General features: G+C 57.9%; 12 protein-coding genes. 9 read left to right on the top strand and 3 right to left on the bottom strand.

From position 1 onward, the window contains the following. Positions 1 to 5: 5 nt before the first annotated feature. From JOE33_RS18290 to JOE33_RS18250, 9 genes are all read left to right on the top strand, one after another. The gene (locus tag JOE33_RS18290) at positions 6 to 1,613 is read left to right on the top strand and encodes an ABC transporter substrate-binding protein (protein WP_096139227.1); all 1,608 of its coding nucleotides are present in this window, start codon (positions 6 to 8) and stop codon (positions 1,611 to 1,613) included. A gap of 257 nt (positions 1,614 to 1,870) precedes the next feature. After that, the gene (locus tag JOE33_RS18285; protein ID WP_187624920.1) at positions 1,871 to 3,499 is read left to right on the top strand and encodes an ABC transporter substrate-binding protein; all 1,629 of its coding nucleotides are present in this window, start codon (positions 1,871 to 1,873) and stop codon (positions 3,497 to 3,499) included. A 320-nt stretch (positions 3,500 to 3,819) separates the two neighbouring features. Next, positions 3,820 to 5,412 carry an ABC transporter substrate-binding protein gene (locus tag JOE33_RS18280; RefSeq protein ID WP_054992776.1) on the top strand — a complete coding sequence of 531 codons (1,593 nt, stop codon included), beginning with the start codon at positions 3,820 to 3,822 and terminating at the stop codon, positions 5,410 to 5,412. A gap of 155 nt (positions 5,413 to 5,567) precedes the next feature. Next, positions 5,568 to 6,983 carry an OprD family porin gene (locus JOE33_RS18275; RefSeq protein WP_010436789.1) on the top strand — a complete coding sequence of 472 codons (1,416 nt, stop codon included), beginning with the start codon at positions 5,568 to 5,570 and terminating at the stop codon, positions 6,981 to 6,983. 82 nt (positions 6,984 to 7,065) lie between these two features. Further along, a complete protein-coding gene (locus JOE33_RS18270) occupies positions 7,066 to 8,661 on the top strand; it encodes an ABC transporter substrate-binding protein (protein WP_032615089.1) in 1,596 nt (531 codons plus the stop codon). Between the two features lie 74 nt (positions 8,662 to 8,735). Continuing rightward, a complete protein-coding gene (locus tag JOE33_RS18265) occupies positions 8,736 to 9,746 on the top strand; it encodes an ABC transporter permease subunit (RefSeq protein ID WP_010436787.1) in 1,011 nt (336 codons plus the stop codon). Positions 9,747 to 9,756: 10 nt separating this feature from the next. Further along, positions 9,757 to 10,668 carry an ABC transporter permease subunit gene (locus JOE33_RS18260; protein WP_054992778.1) on the top strand — a complete coding sequence of 304 codons (912 nt, stop codon included), beginning with the start codon at positions 9,757 to 9,759 and terminating at the stop codon, positions 10,666 to 10,668. 10 nt (positions 10,669 to 10,678) lie between these two features. Beyond that, positions 10,679 to 11,647, top strand: a complete 969-nt coding sequence (locus tag JOE33_RS18255) for an ABC transporter ATP-binding protein (protein ID WP_010436785.1) — start codon at positions 10,679 to 10,681, stop codon at positions 11,645 to 11,647. Beyond that, positions 11,647 to 12,621, top strand: coding sequence for a peptide ABC transporter ATP-binding protein (locus JOE33_RS18250; protein ID WP_003313770.1), 975 nt, complete (start codon positions 11,647 to 11,649; stop codon positions 12,619 to 12,621). Before JOE33_RS18255 ends, JOE33_RS18250 begins: the two co-directional genes overlap by 1 nt. 107 nt (positions 12,622 to 12,728) lie before the next feature. Here the strand turns inward: JOE33_RS18250 and JOE33_RS18245 are convergent, their stop codons facing one another. From JOE33_RS18245 to JOE33_RS18235, 3 genes are all read right to left on the bottom strand, one after another. Next, a complete protein-coding gene (locus JOE33_RS18245) occupies positions 12,729 to 15,251 on the bottom strand; it encodes a sulfite reductase flavoprotein subunit alpha (protein WP_054992787.1) in 2,523 nt (840 codons plus the stop codon). A 132-nt stretch (positions 15,252 to 15,383) separates the two neighbouring features. After that, positions 15,384 to 16,397: an alpha-xenorhabdolysin family binary toxin subunit B gene (locus JOE33_RS18240; protein ID WP_187624919.1), complete on the bottom strand. Its 1,014-nt coding sequence runs from the start codon at positions 16,395 to 16,397 to the stop codon at positions 15,384 to 15,386. A gap of 35 nt (positions 16,398 to 16,432) precedes the next feature. Beyond that, positions 16,433 to 17,632, bottom strand: a complete 1,200-nt coding sequence (locus tag JOE33_RS18235; protein WP_025991104.1) for an alpha-xenorhabdolysin family binary toxin subunit A — start codon at positions 17,630 to 17,632, stop codon at positions 16,433 to 16,435. Positions 17,633 to 17,901 lie beyond the last annotated feature (269 nt).

Raw genomic sequence — 17,901 nt, 5'->3', positions numbered from 1 at the left:
GATCCATGGGACACACACTTTTCAAACCGCTGCTGCTGACCACCGCACTGCTGGCGTGCGCGCCTTTGGCCCAGGCGGCAAGCACGCTGGTGTATTGCTCTGAAGCCAGCCCTGCCGGTTTCGACCCAAGCCAGTACACCAGCGGCACCGACTTCGATGCCTCGGCCGAAACCGTTTTCAACCGCCTGACCCAGTTCAAGCGTGGCGGTACGGAAGTGGAGCCGGGTCTGGCTACGCGCTGGGACGTTTCGCCGGATGGCCTGACTTACACCTTTCACCTGCGCGACGGCGTGAAATTCCATACCACAAACTATTTCACCCCGACTCGCACATTCAACGCCGATGACGTGCTGTTCACGTTCAACCGCCTGCTCGATGCCAACCACCCGTTCCGCAAGGCGTACCCGTCCGAGTCGCCCTACTTCACCGACATGGGGCTGAACACCACGATCAAGAGCGTCGAGAAAGTCGACCCGCTGACAGTCAGGTTCACCCTGAACAACATCGATGCGGCCTTCGTGCAGAACCTGGCGATGAGCTTCGCGTCCATCCAGTCTGCCGAGTACGCAGACAAACTGCTCAAGGAAGGCAAGGCCGAGGACTTGAACCAGAAGCCCATCGGCACTGGCCCGTTCGTCTTCAAGCGCTACCAGAAAGATTCGCAGATCCGCTACGCCGGCAATACCGAGTACTGGAAGCCGGAGGATGTGAAGATCGACAACCTGATCTTCTCGATCAGCAGCGATGCCGCCGTACGTCTGCAGAAGCTCAAGGCCAACGAATGCCAGGTCAGCGGCTATCCACGTCCGCAAGACATCGAGGAAATGAAAAAGGACCCGAAACTCAAGGTCCTCAGCCAGCCAGGCTTCAATCTGGGCTTTCTGGCCTACAACGTCACGCATCCGCCGCTGGACCAGCTCAAGGTCCGTCAGGCGCTGGACATGGCCATCGACAAGCCGGCGATCATCAAGGCGGTTTATCAGAGCGCGGGCCAGCTGGCTGAAAATGCCCTGCCCCCTGGTCAGTGGAGCTTCGACCCGACCATCAAGGACGCCCCGCACGACCTGACCAAAGCCAAACAACTGCTCAAGGAAGCAGGTGTAGCACCGGGTACCAAAATCGATCTGTGGGCCATGACCGTCCAGCGCGCGTCGAACCCCAATGCACGCATGTCGGCGCAGATGATCCAGTCCGACTGGGAGAAGATCGGTATCAAGGCCAACATCGTCAGCTATGAATGGGGCGAATACATCAAGCGCGCCAAGGCTGGCGAACATGACGCGATGATCTACGGCTGGACCGGTGACAACGGCGACCCCGACAACTGGCTCGGCGTGCTTTACAGCTGCGCAGCCGTCAAAGGCAGCAACTACGCCAAATGGTGTGACCCGGCTTACGACAAGCTGGTGCAGAAGGCCAAGCTGACCAGCAACCGCGATGAGCGCATCAAGCTCTATCAGCAAGCTCAGCACATTCTCAAGCAGCAGGTGCCGATCACCCCGATTGCCAACTCCAAGGTGTTTCAGCCAATGCGCCAGGAAGTGCAGGACTTCAAGATCAGTCCCTTCGGCCTGACACCCTTTTATGGTGTCAGTCTGGGAACAGTGAAGTAACAACACAGCGCCAACCGGGTGCATTTTTCTCACCCGGTTGCACCTTAATAGTGCGCTAAACGATCGAAAAAACGTCGCGCAAACGATCAACTCTCAAGAAAGTTACACTTTCGCGACATTCCTGTACGATCGTGCCACTCTTTGTCGCTTCTTTCGCCTCACTGTCTTGCTTTGGGTATGGCCCCTGCATAAGTATCGGACGGATCGGCTCATGAGGTCGTTCCCTCTAATCAAAAATGACAACAACTGAGGCAACCATGCTCAAACACGCGGTCATTCCGTTTCTGATCGGCGCCAGCTTGCTCGCCAGCGCACCTTTCGCTAACGCTGCATCGAATCTGGTGTTCTGCTCCGAGGGCAGCCCTGCAGGCTTCGATCCAGGTCAATACACCACAGGTACTGACTTCGACGCCTCGGCAGAGACCATCTTCAACCGCCTGAGTCAGTTTGAGCGCGGCGGCACCGCCGTAGTGCCGGGTTTGGCAACCAAATGGGACATCTCCGACGATGGCCTGACGTACACCTTCCACCTCCGCGAAGGCGTCAAGTTCCACACCACGCCCTACTTCAAGCCGACCCGTGAATTCAATGCCGATGACGTGCTGTTCACGTTCAATCGCATGATCGACAAGGACATGCCTTACCGCAAAGCGTATCCGACCGAATTCCCGTACTTTACTGATATGGCGATGGACACCAACATCACCAAAATCGAGAAGATCGACGACCACACCGTCAAGTTCGTTCTGGGCAAGGTCGACGCCGCGTTCATCCAGAACATGGCGATGAGCTTCGCGTCCATCCAGTCCGCAGAGTACGCCGCCAAGCTGCTCAAGGAAGGCAAGCCGGAACTGATCAACCAGCAGCCGATCGGCACTGGACCGTTCGTGTTCAAGAGCTACCAGAAAGACTCCAACATTCGTTACACCGGCAACAAGGACTACTGGAAGCCTGAGGACGTCAAGGTCGATAACCTGATATTCGCCATCACCACCGATGCCTCGGTGCGCATGCAGAAGCTCAAGAAAAACGAATGCCAGATCACCGCTTACCCGCGTCCTGCCGACCTCGAACCCCTCAAGGCCGACAAGAATCTGAAGATGCCTGATCAGGCAGGCTTCAACCTGGGTTACATCGCTTACAACGTGATGGACAAGATCAAGGGCGAAGACCGTCCGAACCCGCTGGCTCAGTTGAAAGTGCGTCAGGCGCTGGACATGGCGGTCAACAAGCAGCAGATCATCGACTCGGTTTACCAGGGTGCAGGTCAATTGGCGGTCAACGCCATGCCGCCGACCCAGTGGTCCTATGACACCACCATCAAGGACGCCAAGTACGATCCCGAGAAAGCTCGCGCGCTGCTCAAGGAAGCCGGCATCAAGGAAGGCACCGAAATCACCCTGTGGGCGATGCCGGTTCAGCGTCCTTACAACCCCAACGCCAAACTGATGGCCGAGATGCTCCAGGCCGACTGGAAGAAGATCGGTATCAACGCCAAGATTGTCAGCTACGAATGGGGCGAGTACATCAAGCGCGCCAAGAATGGCGAGAACGGCGCCATGCTGATTGGCTGGAGCGGTGACAATGGTGACCCGGACAACTGGCTCGGCACCCTGTTCGGCTGCGACGCCCTGAATGGCAACAACTTTGCCAAATGGTGCGACAAGCCGTTCGACACGCTGATCCACAAGGCCAAGGAAACGTCCGATCAGGCCAAGCGCACCGAACTGTACAAGCAGGCGCAACACCTCCTGAAAGACGCCGTGCCAATGACGCCTATTGCGCACTCGACGGTCTATCAACCCATGCGCACCAGCGTGCAGGACTTCAAGATCAGCCCGTTTGGCTTGAACTCCTTTTACGGTGTGAGCGTGAGCGGCAAGTAAAAGCGACTGTCTGCTGCGCCGCTCACCCGGCGCAGCAAACCGCTCTACTTGAAAATGAGCCCCGGGCGATGGGTTGAAAAAGTGCCGATAACGGCATTCTTCTACTATCACCAAGATATTTCCTACGAGCTTTGCAGCCTTCGAGCCTATATACCGCGTGCCTCTGACGACTTACCGTCGAAGGGCAGCGGCAACGGGCAGGAAGCCCGCCGCTTCGTGTCCAGGTGCGCCGGGCATGTCGTTCGAAGTTGCGTGGGGCGACGCTTTTGCGCCAGTTAGACATTCGAGCCTCGGCTCATCCTTTGAGGATAGGGATCATCATGCGTAAAACTCTTGCGATGACGTCGTGCCTGGGACTTTTGGCACTGGCCCCGTTTGCCCAGGCGGCAAGCAATCTGGTGTTCTGCTCCGAAGCGAGTCCGGCTGGCTTCGACGGTGCGCAATACACCTCCTCTACTGATAACGATGCATCCGAGCCGATCTACAATCGACTCACCGAATTCAAGCAAGGCGATACCACCGTGGTTCCAGCACTGGCGACTTCCTGGGACATCTCGGAAGACGGTCTGGTCTACACGTTTCACCTGCGCGAGGGTGTGAAGTTCCACAGCAACAAGAACTTCAAGCCCAGCCGTAACTTCAACGCCGACGACGTGCTGTTCACCTTCAATCGCATGCTCAAGCCCGATCATCCGTTCCGTGTCGCCTACCCGACCGAGTTCCCCTACTTCACCAGTATGGGCCTGAACAAGAAGATCAAGTCCGTCGAGAAGACCGACCCGCTGACCGTCGTGTTCACCCTCAATACGGTCGATGCGGCATTTATCCAGAACATCGCGATGAACTTCGCCGGCATTCTCTCCGCCGAGTACGCCGAACAGCTGATGGCCAAGGGTGATGTGCGCGACATCAACCAGCAGCCTATCGGTACAGGTCCTTTCGTGTTTCAGCGCTATCAGAAGGATTCGCAGATTCGCTACAAGGGCAACAAGGAGTTCTGGGACCCGAGCCGGGTAAAAATCGACCAGTTGATCTTCGCCATCGTGACCGACGCCTCTGCGCGCATGCAAAAGCTCAAGGCCAACGAGTGCCAGGTCTCGGTCAACCCGCGTCCGGCAGACCTCGCCAGCCTCAAGGCAGACAAAAGCCTGCAGATCATCGAGAAGCCAGGCTTCAACCTCGGCTATATCTCCTACAACGTACGCCACGAACCGTTGGGCAAGCTGGAAGTGCGTCAGGCGCTGGACATGGCCGTCAACAAGAAGGCGATCATCAACGCGGTTTACCAGGGCGCGGGGCAACTGGCAGTCAACGCCATGCCACCGACCCAGTGGTCCTATGACGACAGCATCAAGGACGCGCCCTATGACCCGGAAAAAGCCAAGGCCCTGTTGCGCGCTGCGGGCGTCAAGGAAGGCACCGAACTGACCCTCTGGGCCATGCCGGTTCAGCGACCTTACAACCCCAACGCCAAGCTGATGGCCGAAATGCTTCAGGCCGACTGGGCCAAGGTCGGCATCAAGGTCAAAATCGTCAGTTACGAATGGGGCGAATACCTCAAACGCACCAAAAATGGCGAGCACGATATCTCGCTGATCGGCTGGACTGGCGACAACGGTGACCCGGACAACTGGCTGGGCACGCTTTACAGCTGCGCCGCGATTGGCGGTAACAACTATTCGATGTGGTGCGACGAAAAATACGACCACCTGGTCAAGGCAGCCGTTGCAACCGCTGACCGTGCGGAGCGTACCGACCTGTACAAGCAGGCGCAGCGCTACCTCAAGGAGCAGGTGCCAATCACACCGATTGCCCACTCGACCGTCAATCAGCCATTGCGCGCCGAGGTCAGGGACTTCCACGTCAGCCCGTTCGGTCGCAACAACTTTTCAGGCGTCAGCATCGTCGATTGATCGAAAACTCCGCACGCCCTCGCCGTCTTGTGTCACGGCGAGAGCGGGCACTTGCGCGTCGATACCTATAACAACGCAGGACCCAAAGTCCTGCACCACCAAAAGCCAGGCTCAAAAAACTGGCATATAAAAAAGTGATAAGGGAGCTGCACATCGTGAAAACAACCAGCACTGCGTTATTGGCATTGTCTCTCTCATCGTTCGGCGCACTGGTTCAGGCTGAACCGGCAAGCCAGACGTTCGTACCGACCGAGCTGAGTTCAAAGAATGCCCAGGCCGACGCCAACGGCTTTATCGAAGATCAACACCTGACCGGCACGACCCGTAACTGGTACGCCAATGAACTCAAGCGTCGCGGCGAAGTGTTCCGCTACAACGACAACGGCACTGCCGAGCAGACCTCGCGTCGCATCAACTGGCAGCAGGGCACCATCGTCAACTACACCTCGGGTTATACCCAGGGCGTTGTAGGTTTCTCCACCGAACTGGCGCTGTACAACGCCATTGCACTGGACCGTGACACCGATGACTTTGCAGGCAACTCCAACCGTACCCTGGCACACAGCGACGGCGATGCAGTCGGTCAGTGGAGCAAGATGGGTCTGGGCAACGTCAAGGCGCGGGTCTCCAACACGGTCCTGACCATGGGTCGCCAATCGGTGAACACCCCGGTTATCGCCTTCATCGGCAACCGCGCACTGCCCTCCAGCTTCCAGGGTGTTGCCGTACAGAGCGATGAGCTGAATAACCTGTCCTTTCAAGCCGGTAGTTTCGACCGTGTATCGCCACGTATGGAACAGAGCCTGGACAAGTTCCGCTCCGAGTACGGTGATCGCAGCCAGACCGCCGACCGTCTGGACATGTTCGGTGCCGACTACAAGCCGACCGACAGCCTGACCACCAGCTTCTATGCATCGAATCTGGAAGATTTCTGGCACCAGTACTACTTCGGTTTCACCCACGAACTGGGTGACAGCAAGGCACTGGCGCTCAGCACCAACCTGAACTACTACAAGACCAAGGACTCCGGTCAAAGCAAACAAGGCCCGATCGACAACGATACCTACAGCCTGTCCTTCACCGGTACTCATAACGCTCACAGCGTCAGCCTTGCCTATCAGCAAGTGTCTGGCGATGAGTACTTCGACTATGCGCACGACACCAACGCGATCTTCCTGGCCAACTCCCTGCTCTCGGACTTCAACGGCCCGAACGAGAAGTCCCTGCAGATCGCCTACGTTCTGAACATGGCCGAATACGGCGTGCCGGGCCTGAAATTCAACATCTACCAGGCACGTGGCTGGGACATCGACGGCACCAAATACAAAGGCAACGTCTATGGCGACGTCCAGACAATCAATGGCGTTCGTACAGCGAGCGGCGTAAACGCAATGGACGGCGAGACTCACTACGAATACGGTATCGGTACGTCGTACTCCGTGCAGTCCGGCCCGCTCAAGGCCACTGCCATCCGCGCCACCTACACCACTCACCGCGCCAGCGAGAATCAGGCTGATGGCAACATCAACGAATTCCGTCTGGTGACCACTGTTCCATTCAACATTCTTTGATTCGCTGAAAACCGTTCGGACGCAAGGCTACAGCCTTGCGTCCGAACATCACCATCGGCGTCAACTCTATGGAGGGTTCACAATGAAACTGTTATCGCTACGCAACTCGATCGCCCTGGCCCTGCTCAGCGTCGCCGTCAGTGTTTCGGCAAAACCCCTGGTGGTCTGCACCGAAGCCAGCCCCGAAGGCTTCGACATGGTGCAATACACGACAGCAGTGACGGCCGATGCCGTGGCTGAAACCGTATTCAACCGTCTCGCGGATTTCAAACCCGGCACCACGGAAGTGATTCCTGCGCTGGCTGACTCCTGGGACATCAGCGACGACGGCCTGACGTACACCTTCCACCTGCGTAAAGGCGTCAAATTCCACACCACCGATTACTTCAAACCGACCCGCGACATGAACGCCGATGATGTGCTCTGGAGTTTTCAGCGCCAGCTGGACCCGAAGCACCCGTGGCATGACAAATCGAGCGTCGGTTTCCCCTACTTTGAAAGCATGGGCTTCAAAGAGCTGCTGAAAAGCGTCGAGAAAACTGACGACTACACCGTCAAGTTCACCCTGACCCGCCGCGAAGCGCCATTCCTGGCCGACCTCGCGATGGCTTTTGCTTCGATCTATCCGGCTGAATACGCCGACCAACTGTTGAAAGCCAACAAGACCGGCGACCTCAACAGCAAGCCAATCGGCACCGGCCCCTTCATCTTCCAGCGCTACGCCAAGGATGCGCAGGTACGCTTCAAGGCCAACCCGGACTACTTCCGCGGCAAGCCGCCTGCCGATGCCCTGATTCTGGCCATCGCCACCGACAACAACGTGCGCCTGCAGAAGCTCAAGGCCAACGAATGTCAGATCGCGCTGTATCCGAAGCCTGACGACGTGCCAAGCATCAAGAAAGATCCGAATCTGAAAATCGATGAGCTGGAGGCAATGACCACGGGCTACATCGCGATCAACACGACCCACAAGTATTTGAGCGACGTGCGGGTCCGCAAAGCCATTGACATGACATTCGACAAGAACGCTTATGTCAACGCGGTGTTCGGCAAGGGCAATGCGCTGGTAGCGGTCAACCCGTATCCGCCGACCCTGCTGGGTTACAACAACAGCCTGAAGAACCCGCCGATCGACCTCGACAAGGCACGCGCCCTGCTGAAGGAAGCCGGTGTGCCGGAAGGCACCACGTTTACCCTGTTCACCCGCAACGGTGGTGGCCCGACCAACCCCAACCCGATGCTCGGCGCGCAAATGATGCAATCCGACCTGGCGAAGATCGGCATCAAGATCGATATTCGCGTCATGGAATGGGGTGAAATGCTCAAACGAGCCAAGAATGGCGAACATGACATGGTGTCTGCCGGCTGGGCAGGCGACAATGGCGACCCTGATAACTTCCTGACTCCGATGCTGAGCTGTGAAGCGGCGAAAAACGGCGAGAACTACGCCCGCTGGTGCAACGCCGATTTCCAGAAGCTGATCGATCAGGCGCGTGAAACAGTGAACCCGCAGGAACGCGCTGCGCTCTATGAACAGGCACAGGCAATATTCAACAAGGATCAGCCGTGGATCAGCATGGCTCACACCAGAATGTTCACGGCCATGCGTAAAAATGTGGAGGGCTACCAAATCAGCCCGCTCACAACCAACAACTTCGCCACTACCCAGGTGAAGTAGAAAAATAATCCGGCGAGCTCATAACCCGAGACTCGCCGGAGCACGCCTAACCGGCTGATGAGGTACACACCAAGATGTTTAGTTTTATCGCCCGCCGAGTGGGGTTGCTGATACCCACTTTCTTCGGCATCACCTTATTGACCTTTGCCCTGATTCGTCTGATTCCGGGCGACCCGGTCGAAGTCATGATGGGTGAGCGCCGTGTCGATCCGGAAATGCACGCTCAGGCCATGGAACGTCTGGGTCTGAACAAACCCCTCTACGCCCAGTACATCGATTACATCGGCAAGCTCGCCCAGGGCGACCTCGGTGAATCGTTGCGTACGCGTACCAGCGTCTGGTCCGAATTCACTTCGCTGTTCCCGGCAACCCTGGAGTTGTCGCTGGCGGCGCTGATTTTCGCGGGTATTCTCGGCCTGCTGGCCGGGGTGATCGCCGCACTCAAGCGAGGGTCCCTGTTCGACCATGGGGTCATGGGGATTTCCCTCGCCGGTTATTCCATGCCGATCTTCTGGTGGGGCCTGATCCTCATCATGTTCTTCTCGGTAACGCTGGGCTGGACACCGGTTTCCGGGCGGATCGACCTGCTGTACGACATTCCGCCAGTCACCGGCTTCATGCTGATCGACACCCTGCTCAGTGATGAACAGGGTGCGTTTCTCGATGCCCTGCACCACATGGTTCTGCCGGCAATCGTGCTGGGTACCATCCCGCTGGCGGTGATCGCCCGGATGACCCGCTCGTCGATGCTCGAAGTACTGCGTGAAGACTACGTGCGTACCGCCCGCGCCAAAGGCCTGTCGCCTGCCCGTGTGGTATTCGTTCACGGCCTGCGCAACGCGCTGATTCCGGTACTGACTGTGTTCGGCCTGCAAATCGGTACGTTGCTGGCCGGTGCGGTACTGACCGAAACGATCTTCTCCTGGCCCGGTATCGGCAAGTGGTTGATCGAAGCCATTGGCGCCCGGGACTACCCGGTCGTGCAAAACGGCATTCTGCTGATCGCCTGTCTGGTGATCCTGGTCAATTTCGTGGTGGATATCCTCTACGGCTTTGCCAACCCACGCATTCGTCACCAGCGCTGAGATCATCGATATGAGCACCCCTACTCCTGCGGTAGCAGTCGATCAAAGCCTGCTTTACCCATCCCCGTACAAAGAATTCTGGCAAGCCTTCTCGAAAAACAAAGGCGCGGTTGCCGGCCTGCTGTTCATGACCCTGATCGTGTTCTGCGCCCTGTTCGCGCCCTGGGTTGCCCCCCATGACCCGAGCGAGCAATACCGCGACTTCCTGCTGACGCCTCCGGTGTGGCTCGAAGGCGGTCAATGGCAATTCGTCCTCGGCACCGACGAACTGGGGCGCGACCTGCTGTCACGCCTGATCCAGGGCTCTCGCCTGTCGCTGCTGATCGGTCTGGCGTCGGTGGTCATGTCGCTGATCCCAGGCATTCTGCTGGGCCTGCTGGCAGGCTTCTTCCCGCGCATCCTGGGTCCTTCGGTCATGCGTCTGATGGACATCATGCTGGCCCTGCCCTCGCTGCTGCTGGCTGTGGCCATCGTGGCGATTCTCGGCCCTGGCCTGATCAACACCGTGATCGCCATCGCCATCGTGTCGCTGCCTTCCTATGTGCGTCTGACCCGCGCTGCGGTGATGGGCGAGCTGAACCGCGACTACGTGACGGCTGCCCGTCTGGCCGGCGCCACCCTGCCACGCCTGATGTTCATCACCGTGCTGCCCAACTGCATGGCACCGCTGATCGTTCAGGCCACGCTGAGCTTCTCTTCGGCGATTCTCGACGCCGCAGCGCTGGGCTTCCTGGGCCTGGGCGTACAGCCACCGACGCCTGAGTGGGGCACCATGCTCGCCTCGGCGCGCGACTACATCGAACGTGCCTGGTGGGTCGTGAGCCTGCCCGGTCTGACCATTTTGCTCAGCGTGCTGGCAATCAACCTGATGGGCGACGGTCTGCGCGATGCGCTGGACCCGAAACTCAAGAACGCCGCCTGAGGAGATTCGCATGTCACTTCTTGAAATCAAGAATCTCAACGTCCGCTTCGGCGACGCCAAGGCCGTACCTGTTGTGGACGGCCTGTCCCTGAGCGTCGAAAAGGGTGAAGTACTGGCCATCGTCGGCGAATCGGGTTCCGGTAAATCGGTGACCATGATGGCGCTGATGGGGCTGATCGACTCCCCCGGTATCATCACCGCCGATGCGCTCAATTTCGACGGCAACGACCTGCTCAAGCTCAACTCGCGACAGCGTCGACGCATCATCGGCAAAGACCTGGCGATGGTCTTTCAGGACCCGATGACCGCCCTGAACCCCAGCTATACCGTGGGCTTCCAGATCGAGGAAGTGTTGCGCCAGCACCTGAACATGTCGGGCAAGGCCGCACGTCAGCGCGCACTGGAACTGCTGGAAAAGGTCGAGATCCCTGGCGCCGCTGCGCGCCTGAATGCCTACCCGCACCAATTGTCCGGCGGTATGAGCCAGCGTGTGGCAATTGCCATGGCGATTGCCGGCGAACCGAAACTGCTGATCGCCGACGAACCGACCACCGCGCTGGACGTGACCATTCAGGCGCAGATCATGGAATTGCTGCTGAGCCTGCAAAAAGAGCAGGACATGGCACTGGTGCTGATCACTCACGACCTGGCTGTCGTGGCCGAAACCGCCCAGCGTGTCTGTGTGATGTACGCCGGTCAGGCCGTCGAAGTCGGCCAGGTGCCGGGGCTGTTCGATGTCCCTGCCCACCCGTACAGCGAAGCCTTGCTGGCCGCGATTCCCGAGCACAGCATGGGCGCCGAGCGCCTGGCCACGCTGCCGGGCATGGTCCCGGGCCGCTATGACCGTCCGCAGGGTTGCCTGCTGTCACCGCGCTGCCCGTACGTGCGTGACAACTGCCGAACCGAACGTCCTGCCCTTGATCCCAAGGCGCACAGCCTGGCGCGCTGCTTCTATCCCTTGAATCAGGAGGTGGCGTAATGAGCGTCGTACTTACCGCCCGCGACCTTACCCGTCACTACGAAGTTTCCCGCGGCCTGTTCAAAGGCACGGCGCTGGTGCGTGCGCTTAACGGGGTGTCCTTCGAACTGGAAGCCGGCAAGACCCTGGCTGTGGTCGGCGAGTCCGGCTGTGGCAAATCGACACTGGCGCGCGCACTGACGCTGATCGAAGAGCCTTCATCCGGCTCGCTGAAAATCGCCGGTCAGGAAGTTGCCGGGGCCAGCAAGGCCGAGCGCAAGCAGTTGCGCAAGGACGTGCAGATGGTCTTTCAGAGCCCTTATGCCTCACTCAACCCAAGGCAGAAGGTCGGAGATCAGCTCGGCGAGCCGCTGCTGATCAACACCAGCCTGTCAGCCGCCGAACGCCGCGAGAAAGTGCAGGCGATGATGGCTCAGGTCGGTTTGCGCCCTGAGCACTATCAACGCTACCCGCACATGTTTTCCGGTGGTCAGCGTCAGCGTATTGCGCTGGCACGGGCAATGATGCTGCAGCCCAAAGTGCTGGTAGCAGATGAGCCGACTTCAGCACTGGACGTGTCGATTCAGGCGCAGGTACTGAACCTGTTCATGGATCTGCAGCAGGAATTCAACACCGCCTACGTGTTCATCTCTCACAACCTGTCGGTGGTACGTCATGTCGCCGATACGGTATTGGTGATGTACCTGGGCCGGCCTGCGGAAATGGGTCCCAAGGAAGAGATCTACAACCGTCCGCTGCACCCGTATACCCAGGCGCTGCTGTCGGCGACCCCGACCATCCACCCGGACCCGCTCAAGCCGAAGATCAAGATCGTCGGCGAGCTGCCCAACCCGCTCAACCCGCCAAGCGGCTGCGCTTTCCACAAGCGCTGCCCCTATGCGACCGAGCGTTGTGCAGCCGAAGTGCCAGAGCTGCGCCTGGTGGATAACCGCCAGGTGGCTTGCCATTACGCCGAGCAATTTGTAGCGGCGTAGCTAACAGCTAACAGCTAACAGCTAACAGCTAACAGCTAACAGACTATCGTGCCCACGCTCCAGCGTGGGCACGCAGTTCTGGACGCTCCGCGTCCGATCTTCGCCAGTCAATACACATCCCGTCGATAACGCCCTTCCTCGATCAACTCGCTGACTGCCGTCTCCCCAAGCACCTCGTTCAACACCTGATCCACGCCCGCCGCCATCCCCAGCAAGCTTCCACAGATATAAATCGCTGCACCCTCGTCGATCCATGTACGCAGCTCATCGGCCGCCTCGCGCAAGCGATCCTGCACGTAGATTTTTTCTGCCTGATCGCGGGAAAAAGCCAGGTCCAGGCGCGTCAGGTGACCAGCCTGAAGCCAGCCCTGCAATTCAGTGCCGCAATGAAAGTCATGCGCCCGGTTACGTTCGCCGAACAACAACCAGTTGCGCACCTGCCCTTGGGCGATACGCGCCTTGAGCAGGCTACGCAAACCGGCCAGCCCCGTGCCATTGCCCAGCAGGATCAATGGCAGCGGCGCGGCAGGCAGATGAAAGCTGCTGTTGCGGCGCAAACGCAGGCTGACGGCGCCGCCGACGGCACAGTGTTCGGTAAGCCATCCCGAGCCTAAACCCAGGCTGCCGTCGGCATGCACTTCCTGACGCACGATGAGTTGCAGGCAGCCGTCCTGCGCAATCGAGGCAATCGAGTATTCGCGTACGGACACCGCCACCAGCGCATCGATCAACGCTTGCGCATGCAGCCCCACCAGATGCGAACGGTTCTGCGGTAACTGACGGCTTTCCAGCGCCTGCGCGAGCGGCTCCTGCAAGCCATCCACGCTTACCCATGCGCCAGGATCCACACCCAGCCCGGCGAGAAACGGCTCGATGACCTTCAGCGTGTGGCGCGGCATGACCTCCACCAGATCCCCCGCCTGCCAATGCGCAGGTGTTGGCGAGGTCAGGTCGAGCAGATAAACCTTCGAACCACTGCTGCCAGCGTTCAATAGCGTGCGCCCAGCCAGCGTCCAGTTCTCGAAAACCGGTGCCTGCCAGTGCGCTGCCGGCACGCAACCGGTCAACTGCCCCAATTGCTGCTGCCAGTGTTGCAGGGCTACGGGATCGGCGCTGTCCACTTCAACGGCCGGGAACACGCTACGCCCGCCCTGCTCGGTCAACCAGTCATGCAAACGATGGGCGAAACCGCAAAAATGCGGGTACTGCCGGTCGCCCAGCGCCAGAACGGCGTAATCGAGCTGGCTCAGTGAAAGCGAGCGACCGAGCAGCTTGCGCTCGAAACGTCGGGCACTGTCAGGCGCCTCACCCTGGCCAAAGGTACTGACCACGAACACGGCATTGCGGCTTCGGCACAGCTCTTCTTCGGTCAGATCGCCCAACCGCTTCACGCGCACCGACAATCCTGACGCCTGCAACTGGCCAGCGGTCTGCCAGGCCAATTGCTCGGCAAACCCGCTTTGACTGGCGAAGCAGACCAGCCAGGACGCATCATCGTTGTGGTCATCCCCCTGAACCTTGCCGCGTGCACGTTCGATATCACGCTTCTTGCGACGTCGATCCAGGTACAGCAACCAGCCAGTAATAAAGAACAGCGGCATCAGCAATGAGGCGCCAGTCATGATGATTCGACCGACGAGCCCGAAGTAGCTGCCGACATGCAGCGCGTAATTGCTGGCGAGTAATTGCGCACCGAAACTGCGTTCGGCATAGCGTAAGACCGAGCTGACCTGACCATTGGCCGGATCAAGGGTGATAGTGTTCAGTGCCCGTGGGTGCGGAGACTCCTTGAGCAGGTAAAACACGGTGGCAGGCTGACCGCCCACAGCCGGCAGGCGCAGGTTGTAAGCCTGCAAGTCCGGCCCTGCGGTCTTCTGGATACTGTCCCAGACCGCCACGTAATCCACCACCAGCGGCAATCTTCCGGCAGCCTTGGCTGGCGCAGCGATGCCTTCCTCGAGGGGCGAGTCCCCGATGAGTTTATTCAGGCCGTTGCTCACCCAGTCATACGACCAGGTGAGTCCCGTGATGGCGAACAACAGATAGAACAACAGGCACCAGGTGCCGAAGATCGAATGCAGGTCCCAGTTGAAACTGCGGCCTTTCTTCGCCCAGTCAACGGTCAGCCAGACTCGCCAGTTCAGGGCTGCGCGGGGCCAGCGTAGGTACAGTCCGGAAAGACAAAAGAACACCAGAATCAGCGTACAGGCCGCAGTGACCTGCTTGCCCGCCTCGCCCATGGCCAGATAACGGTGCAGCTTCAGGACAAAGTCGAAAAATCCCTCCCCCACCGCATTACCTTTCAGCTCACCGGTGTAGGGATCGAAATTGCGTTTGGGGCCCCGACGCTCACCCGCCTTGGGCGTGAAAAACACTTGAGCGGCACGATTGCCGGTGGTTTCGACACGCAGGATAGCCACAGTCAGGCCGGTTGCGGCCTCCAGCCTGTGGACAAGTTCGATAGGCGGCAAGGTGGCAGCACGCGCCTCAACGAGCAGCACGTCCGGATTCAGAGCATCGAGAATTTCGTCCTCGAATGAATACAGGGCTCCGGTGATGCCCATCAGGGCAAGCACCAGACCTGCCGTGATTCCGAAGAACCAGTGCAGCTGAAACAGGACTCTCTTCAACACGCTCGCTACTCTCACTCATATTGCGCGGCGCAATTAATGCACTGACGGCCATATCGTGTCCATCTGTAACGTGTCTTCTGCCATAACCGAAACCCCGCCTGTCATGACAAACGGGGCGCTGCCGGCGTATCAACTGCGCCAGTTGCTGCGCAGATCCACCAGATAGTTATTCAGTGCATCAGCGTGCAGTCTGAAATGCTCGACACGCTTTTCGATCACTTCGGTGGCAGGCAGGCGACTGTTGGCCTCAACATGCTTCAAAGCCTCCAGCAATTTACCCAGCTCACGAACGTAGTCTTTCTTGCAGACCTCGATCGAGGCGAGGGTCGAGAGCTGGTCGCGCTTGCTCACTTCGACTTTCAGCGCTGTGCGCGTCTCGTCAACCGTTGCCTGCAGGCCTGTCAACTGCGTTTGCTGCTTTTCCCTCAGGCCTATCAGTTGGTCATAGTCAACGGCAGCGTCCGCCAGATTCAGCATGTTGGACACCCCCGTAATACCCGCCTTGATAGAGCCGATCAACGGATCTTTGGGGTCGATGTCTGCCAAAACTTGCAGCGATGCGACCAGAGGCTTCAGCTTGTCGAAAAAACTGAGGCTCTCGATGTCTTTGATCAACGCGTTGACCAAAGCGACCTGTTGCACCACCTCATCCAGGCGCGCCTGTTCAGTCGCAAGCCTGGCCTCCAGCGTGCTGATTTCCTGGTCAAGGGCAGGTGTCAGATGATTTGCGGTATCGACCTGCACTGCATCCAGATTGATAAGCGCCTTGTCCAGCACGGTGGCCTGATCGGTCAGAGAGGTCAGCCGTGCATCCAGCAGTTTGCTGATCTCTTCATTGAAGTTTGCGATGGCGGCGACGCTCTTGGCATCATCAGGCTGGCTCCTGAGTTCCTTGACGGCCTCAAGAAAAGGCAGCATTTCGTCGCCGTTCAACATATGCGGAACAAGCGTCAGCGTATCCAGTGCTTGCTTGTCGACACTGCCGACTTCGCTGACCAGGCTGCGCAAGGTCTCTTTCAGGACGGGTAAATAGACATCAGGCAATGCATCCGACGTCTGCTTCAGTTTTTCACGACTGGCGATAATAACGTCCACATCAGGTTTAGGCAGTTGGAAAGGGGTATCAAGTACATGAACAGTCATAACGGTATTCTCTTTAAATATAAGTTAGTCAGCACTCAGGCAGCCGGTTCATCCAGTGCCTTATTGAAAGCGGTCAGCAGATCAAAAGCCTGAGCCTGAATCGATGTCCAGTTGGTCATCAGTGTTTGAAAGCGCGAAACGAAACTGACCAGGTACACGGCATTATTGGTATTTTTAATGCGATCGTAGGAGGAGTCGACCAACTCCTCCAAGAGCACCCACAGGCTTTCTATATTGCTGACGCCACTGGCGGCACCATCAACTCTGGCCTTCAGATCCTGAAGACTGGTTTCGAACGCCAACAGGTCGCTCAACAGCTTATTGAATTGCTTTATCTTCTGCTCGAGCTGACTCTTTTGTTCAATCAGGCTATCTTTTTCACTGAGGGCACTCGACGCTTTGGGCCCGTAAATGGAATAGGAAATTGCCCCACCGAGAGGCCCCCACCAGAAACCGATCCACTTGTAATCGGAATACTCTTCATACTCCGCCAGTTTCTGATTGATGCGCTCGTTAAGCTGATCGACTTCAGCGCTAAGCCGGGTCACTTCTTCGTCACCGTCTTTCGAACTGGCCAGCCTTATTTTCAGCGCCACGTCAGGGGCTATATTATCTTTGAGACGACGCTTGAACTCAGTGACTCCGACTCGGGTGCGTGTGGTACTGGCGCTGTGATCCTTGATGTATACCTTGAGGTCATCGACCAGCGCCAATAACCCGGGCAGCTTCTTGCTGTCTTGATCCATTATCTCGACCGCCGGCATTTGCTCGATCTGTGCAGGGGTCAAGTCCCCCACTTTCAGAGTCTGGTAAGACTCGAGGCCTTTGATGAACTCTATAATGTGAGTGGCGATGGTAATCAGATTGCCCGAGAAGACATGCAAGTCGCTGCCGACTTTCTGCATCGTGGTTTCAAGCGCCGACCAGCTTCTGGCATGCTCCTGGATATCGACGTACAGTTTGCAGATTGCTTCTGGCTCGAGACCGGGAATACCGTTGTCCACCCCGCCCACCAAATGGGTGACTTCTTCCAGTTTGGTAGGCAGTGCCAGGCCCGTATTGACATAGCGCCTGATACGGCGAACATCTTCGTTGGTAATCAGCAGGCCGGGGGCTCGCGCAATATCCGCCGCCTGACTGGTGAGGGCATCCATTAAATCCTTACTGACACGACTGACATCTTCGACGGTGTGTTCCTTACCATCTGTTAATTGCGGTTCAACAGCAGTAGCCATGATTAATTTCCTTATTAATTTAGGTCCTGTTTTTGCGGCAGTCATAAACTGACGCTTCAAGGCCACTAAAAATTAACAGAGGGCTTCAACTTTAAAAAGTTAACGGCGCGGACCTTGCCTGTAGGAATAAGCAACAAAGAAGGCTGAAACGTATTAGGCTTCGGCAAAAAAAACGCTGCACTTACGGCACTTTCCAGCGCCTGAAGGCTTACATAATTATTTTTTACGGACGAAAAAAAAGCCCACGTTCGTGGGCTTTTTTCTGACGC

The sequence above is a fragment of the Pseudomonas sp. PvP027 genome, from assembly GCF_017833005.1.
GTDB classification, from domain to species: domain Bacteria; phylum Pseudomonadota; class Gammaproteobacteria; order Pseudomonadales; family Pseudomonadaceae; genus Aquipseudomonas; species Aquipseudomonas congelans.
The sequence above is the reverse complement of the archived record's forward strand: the minus strand, read 5'-3'. Positions and strand labels throughout refer to the sequence as shown.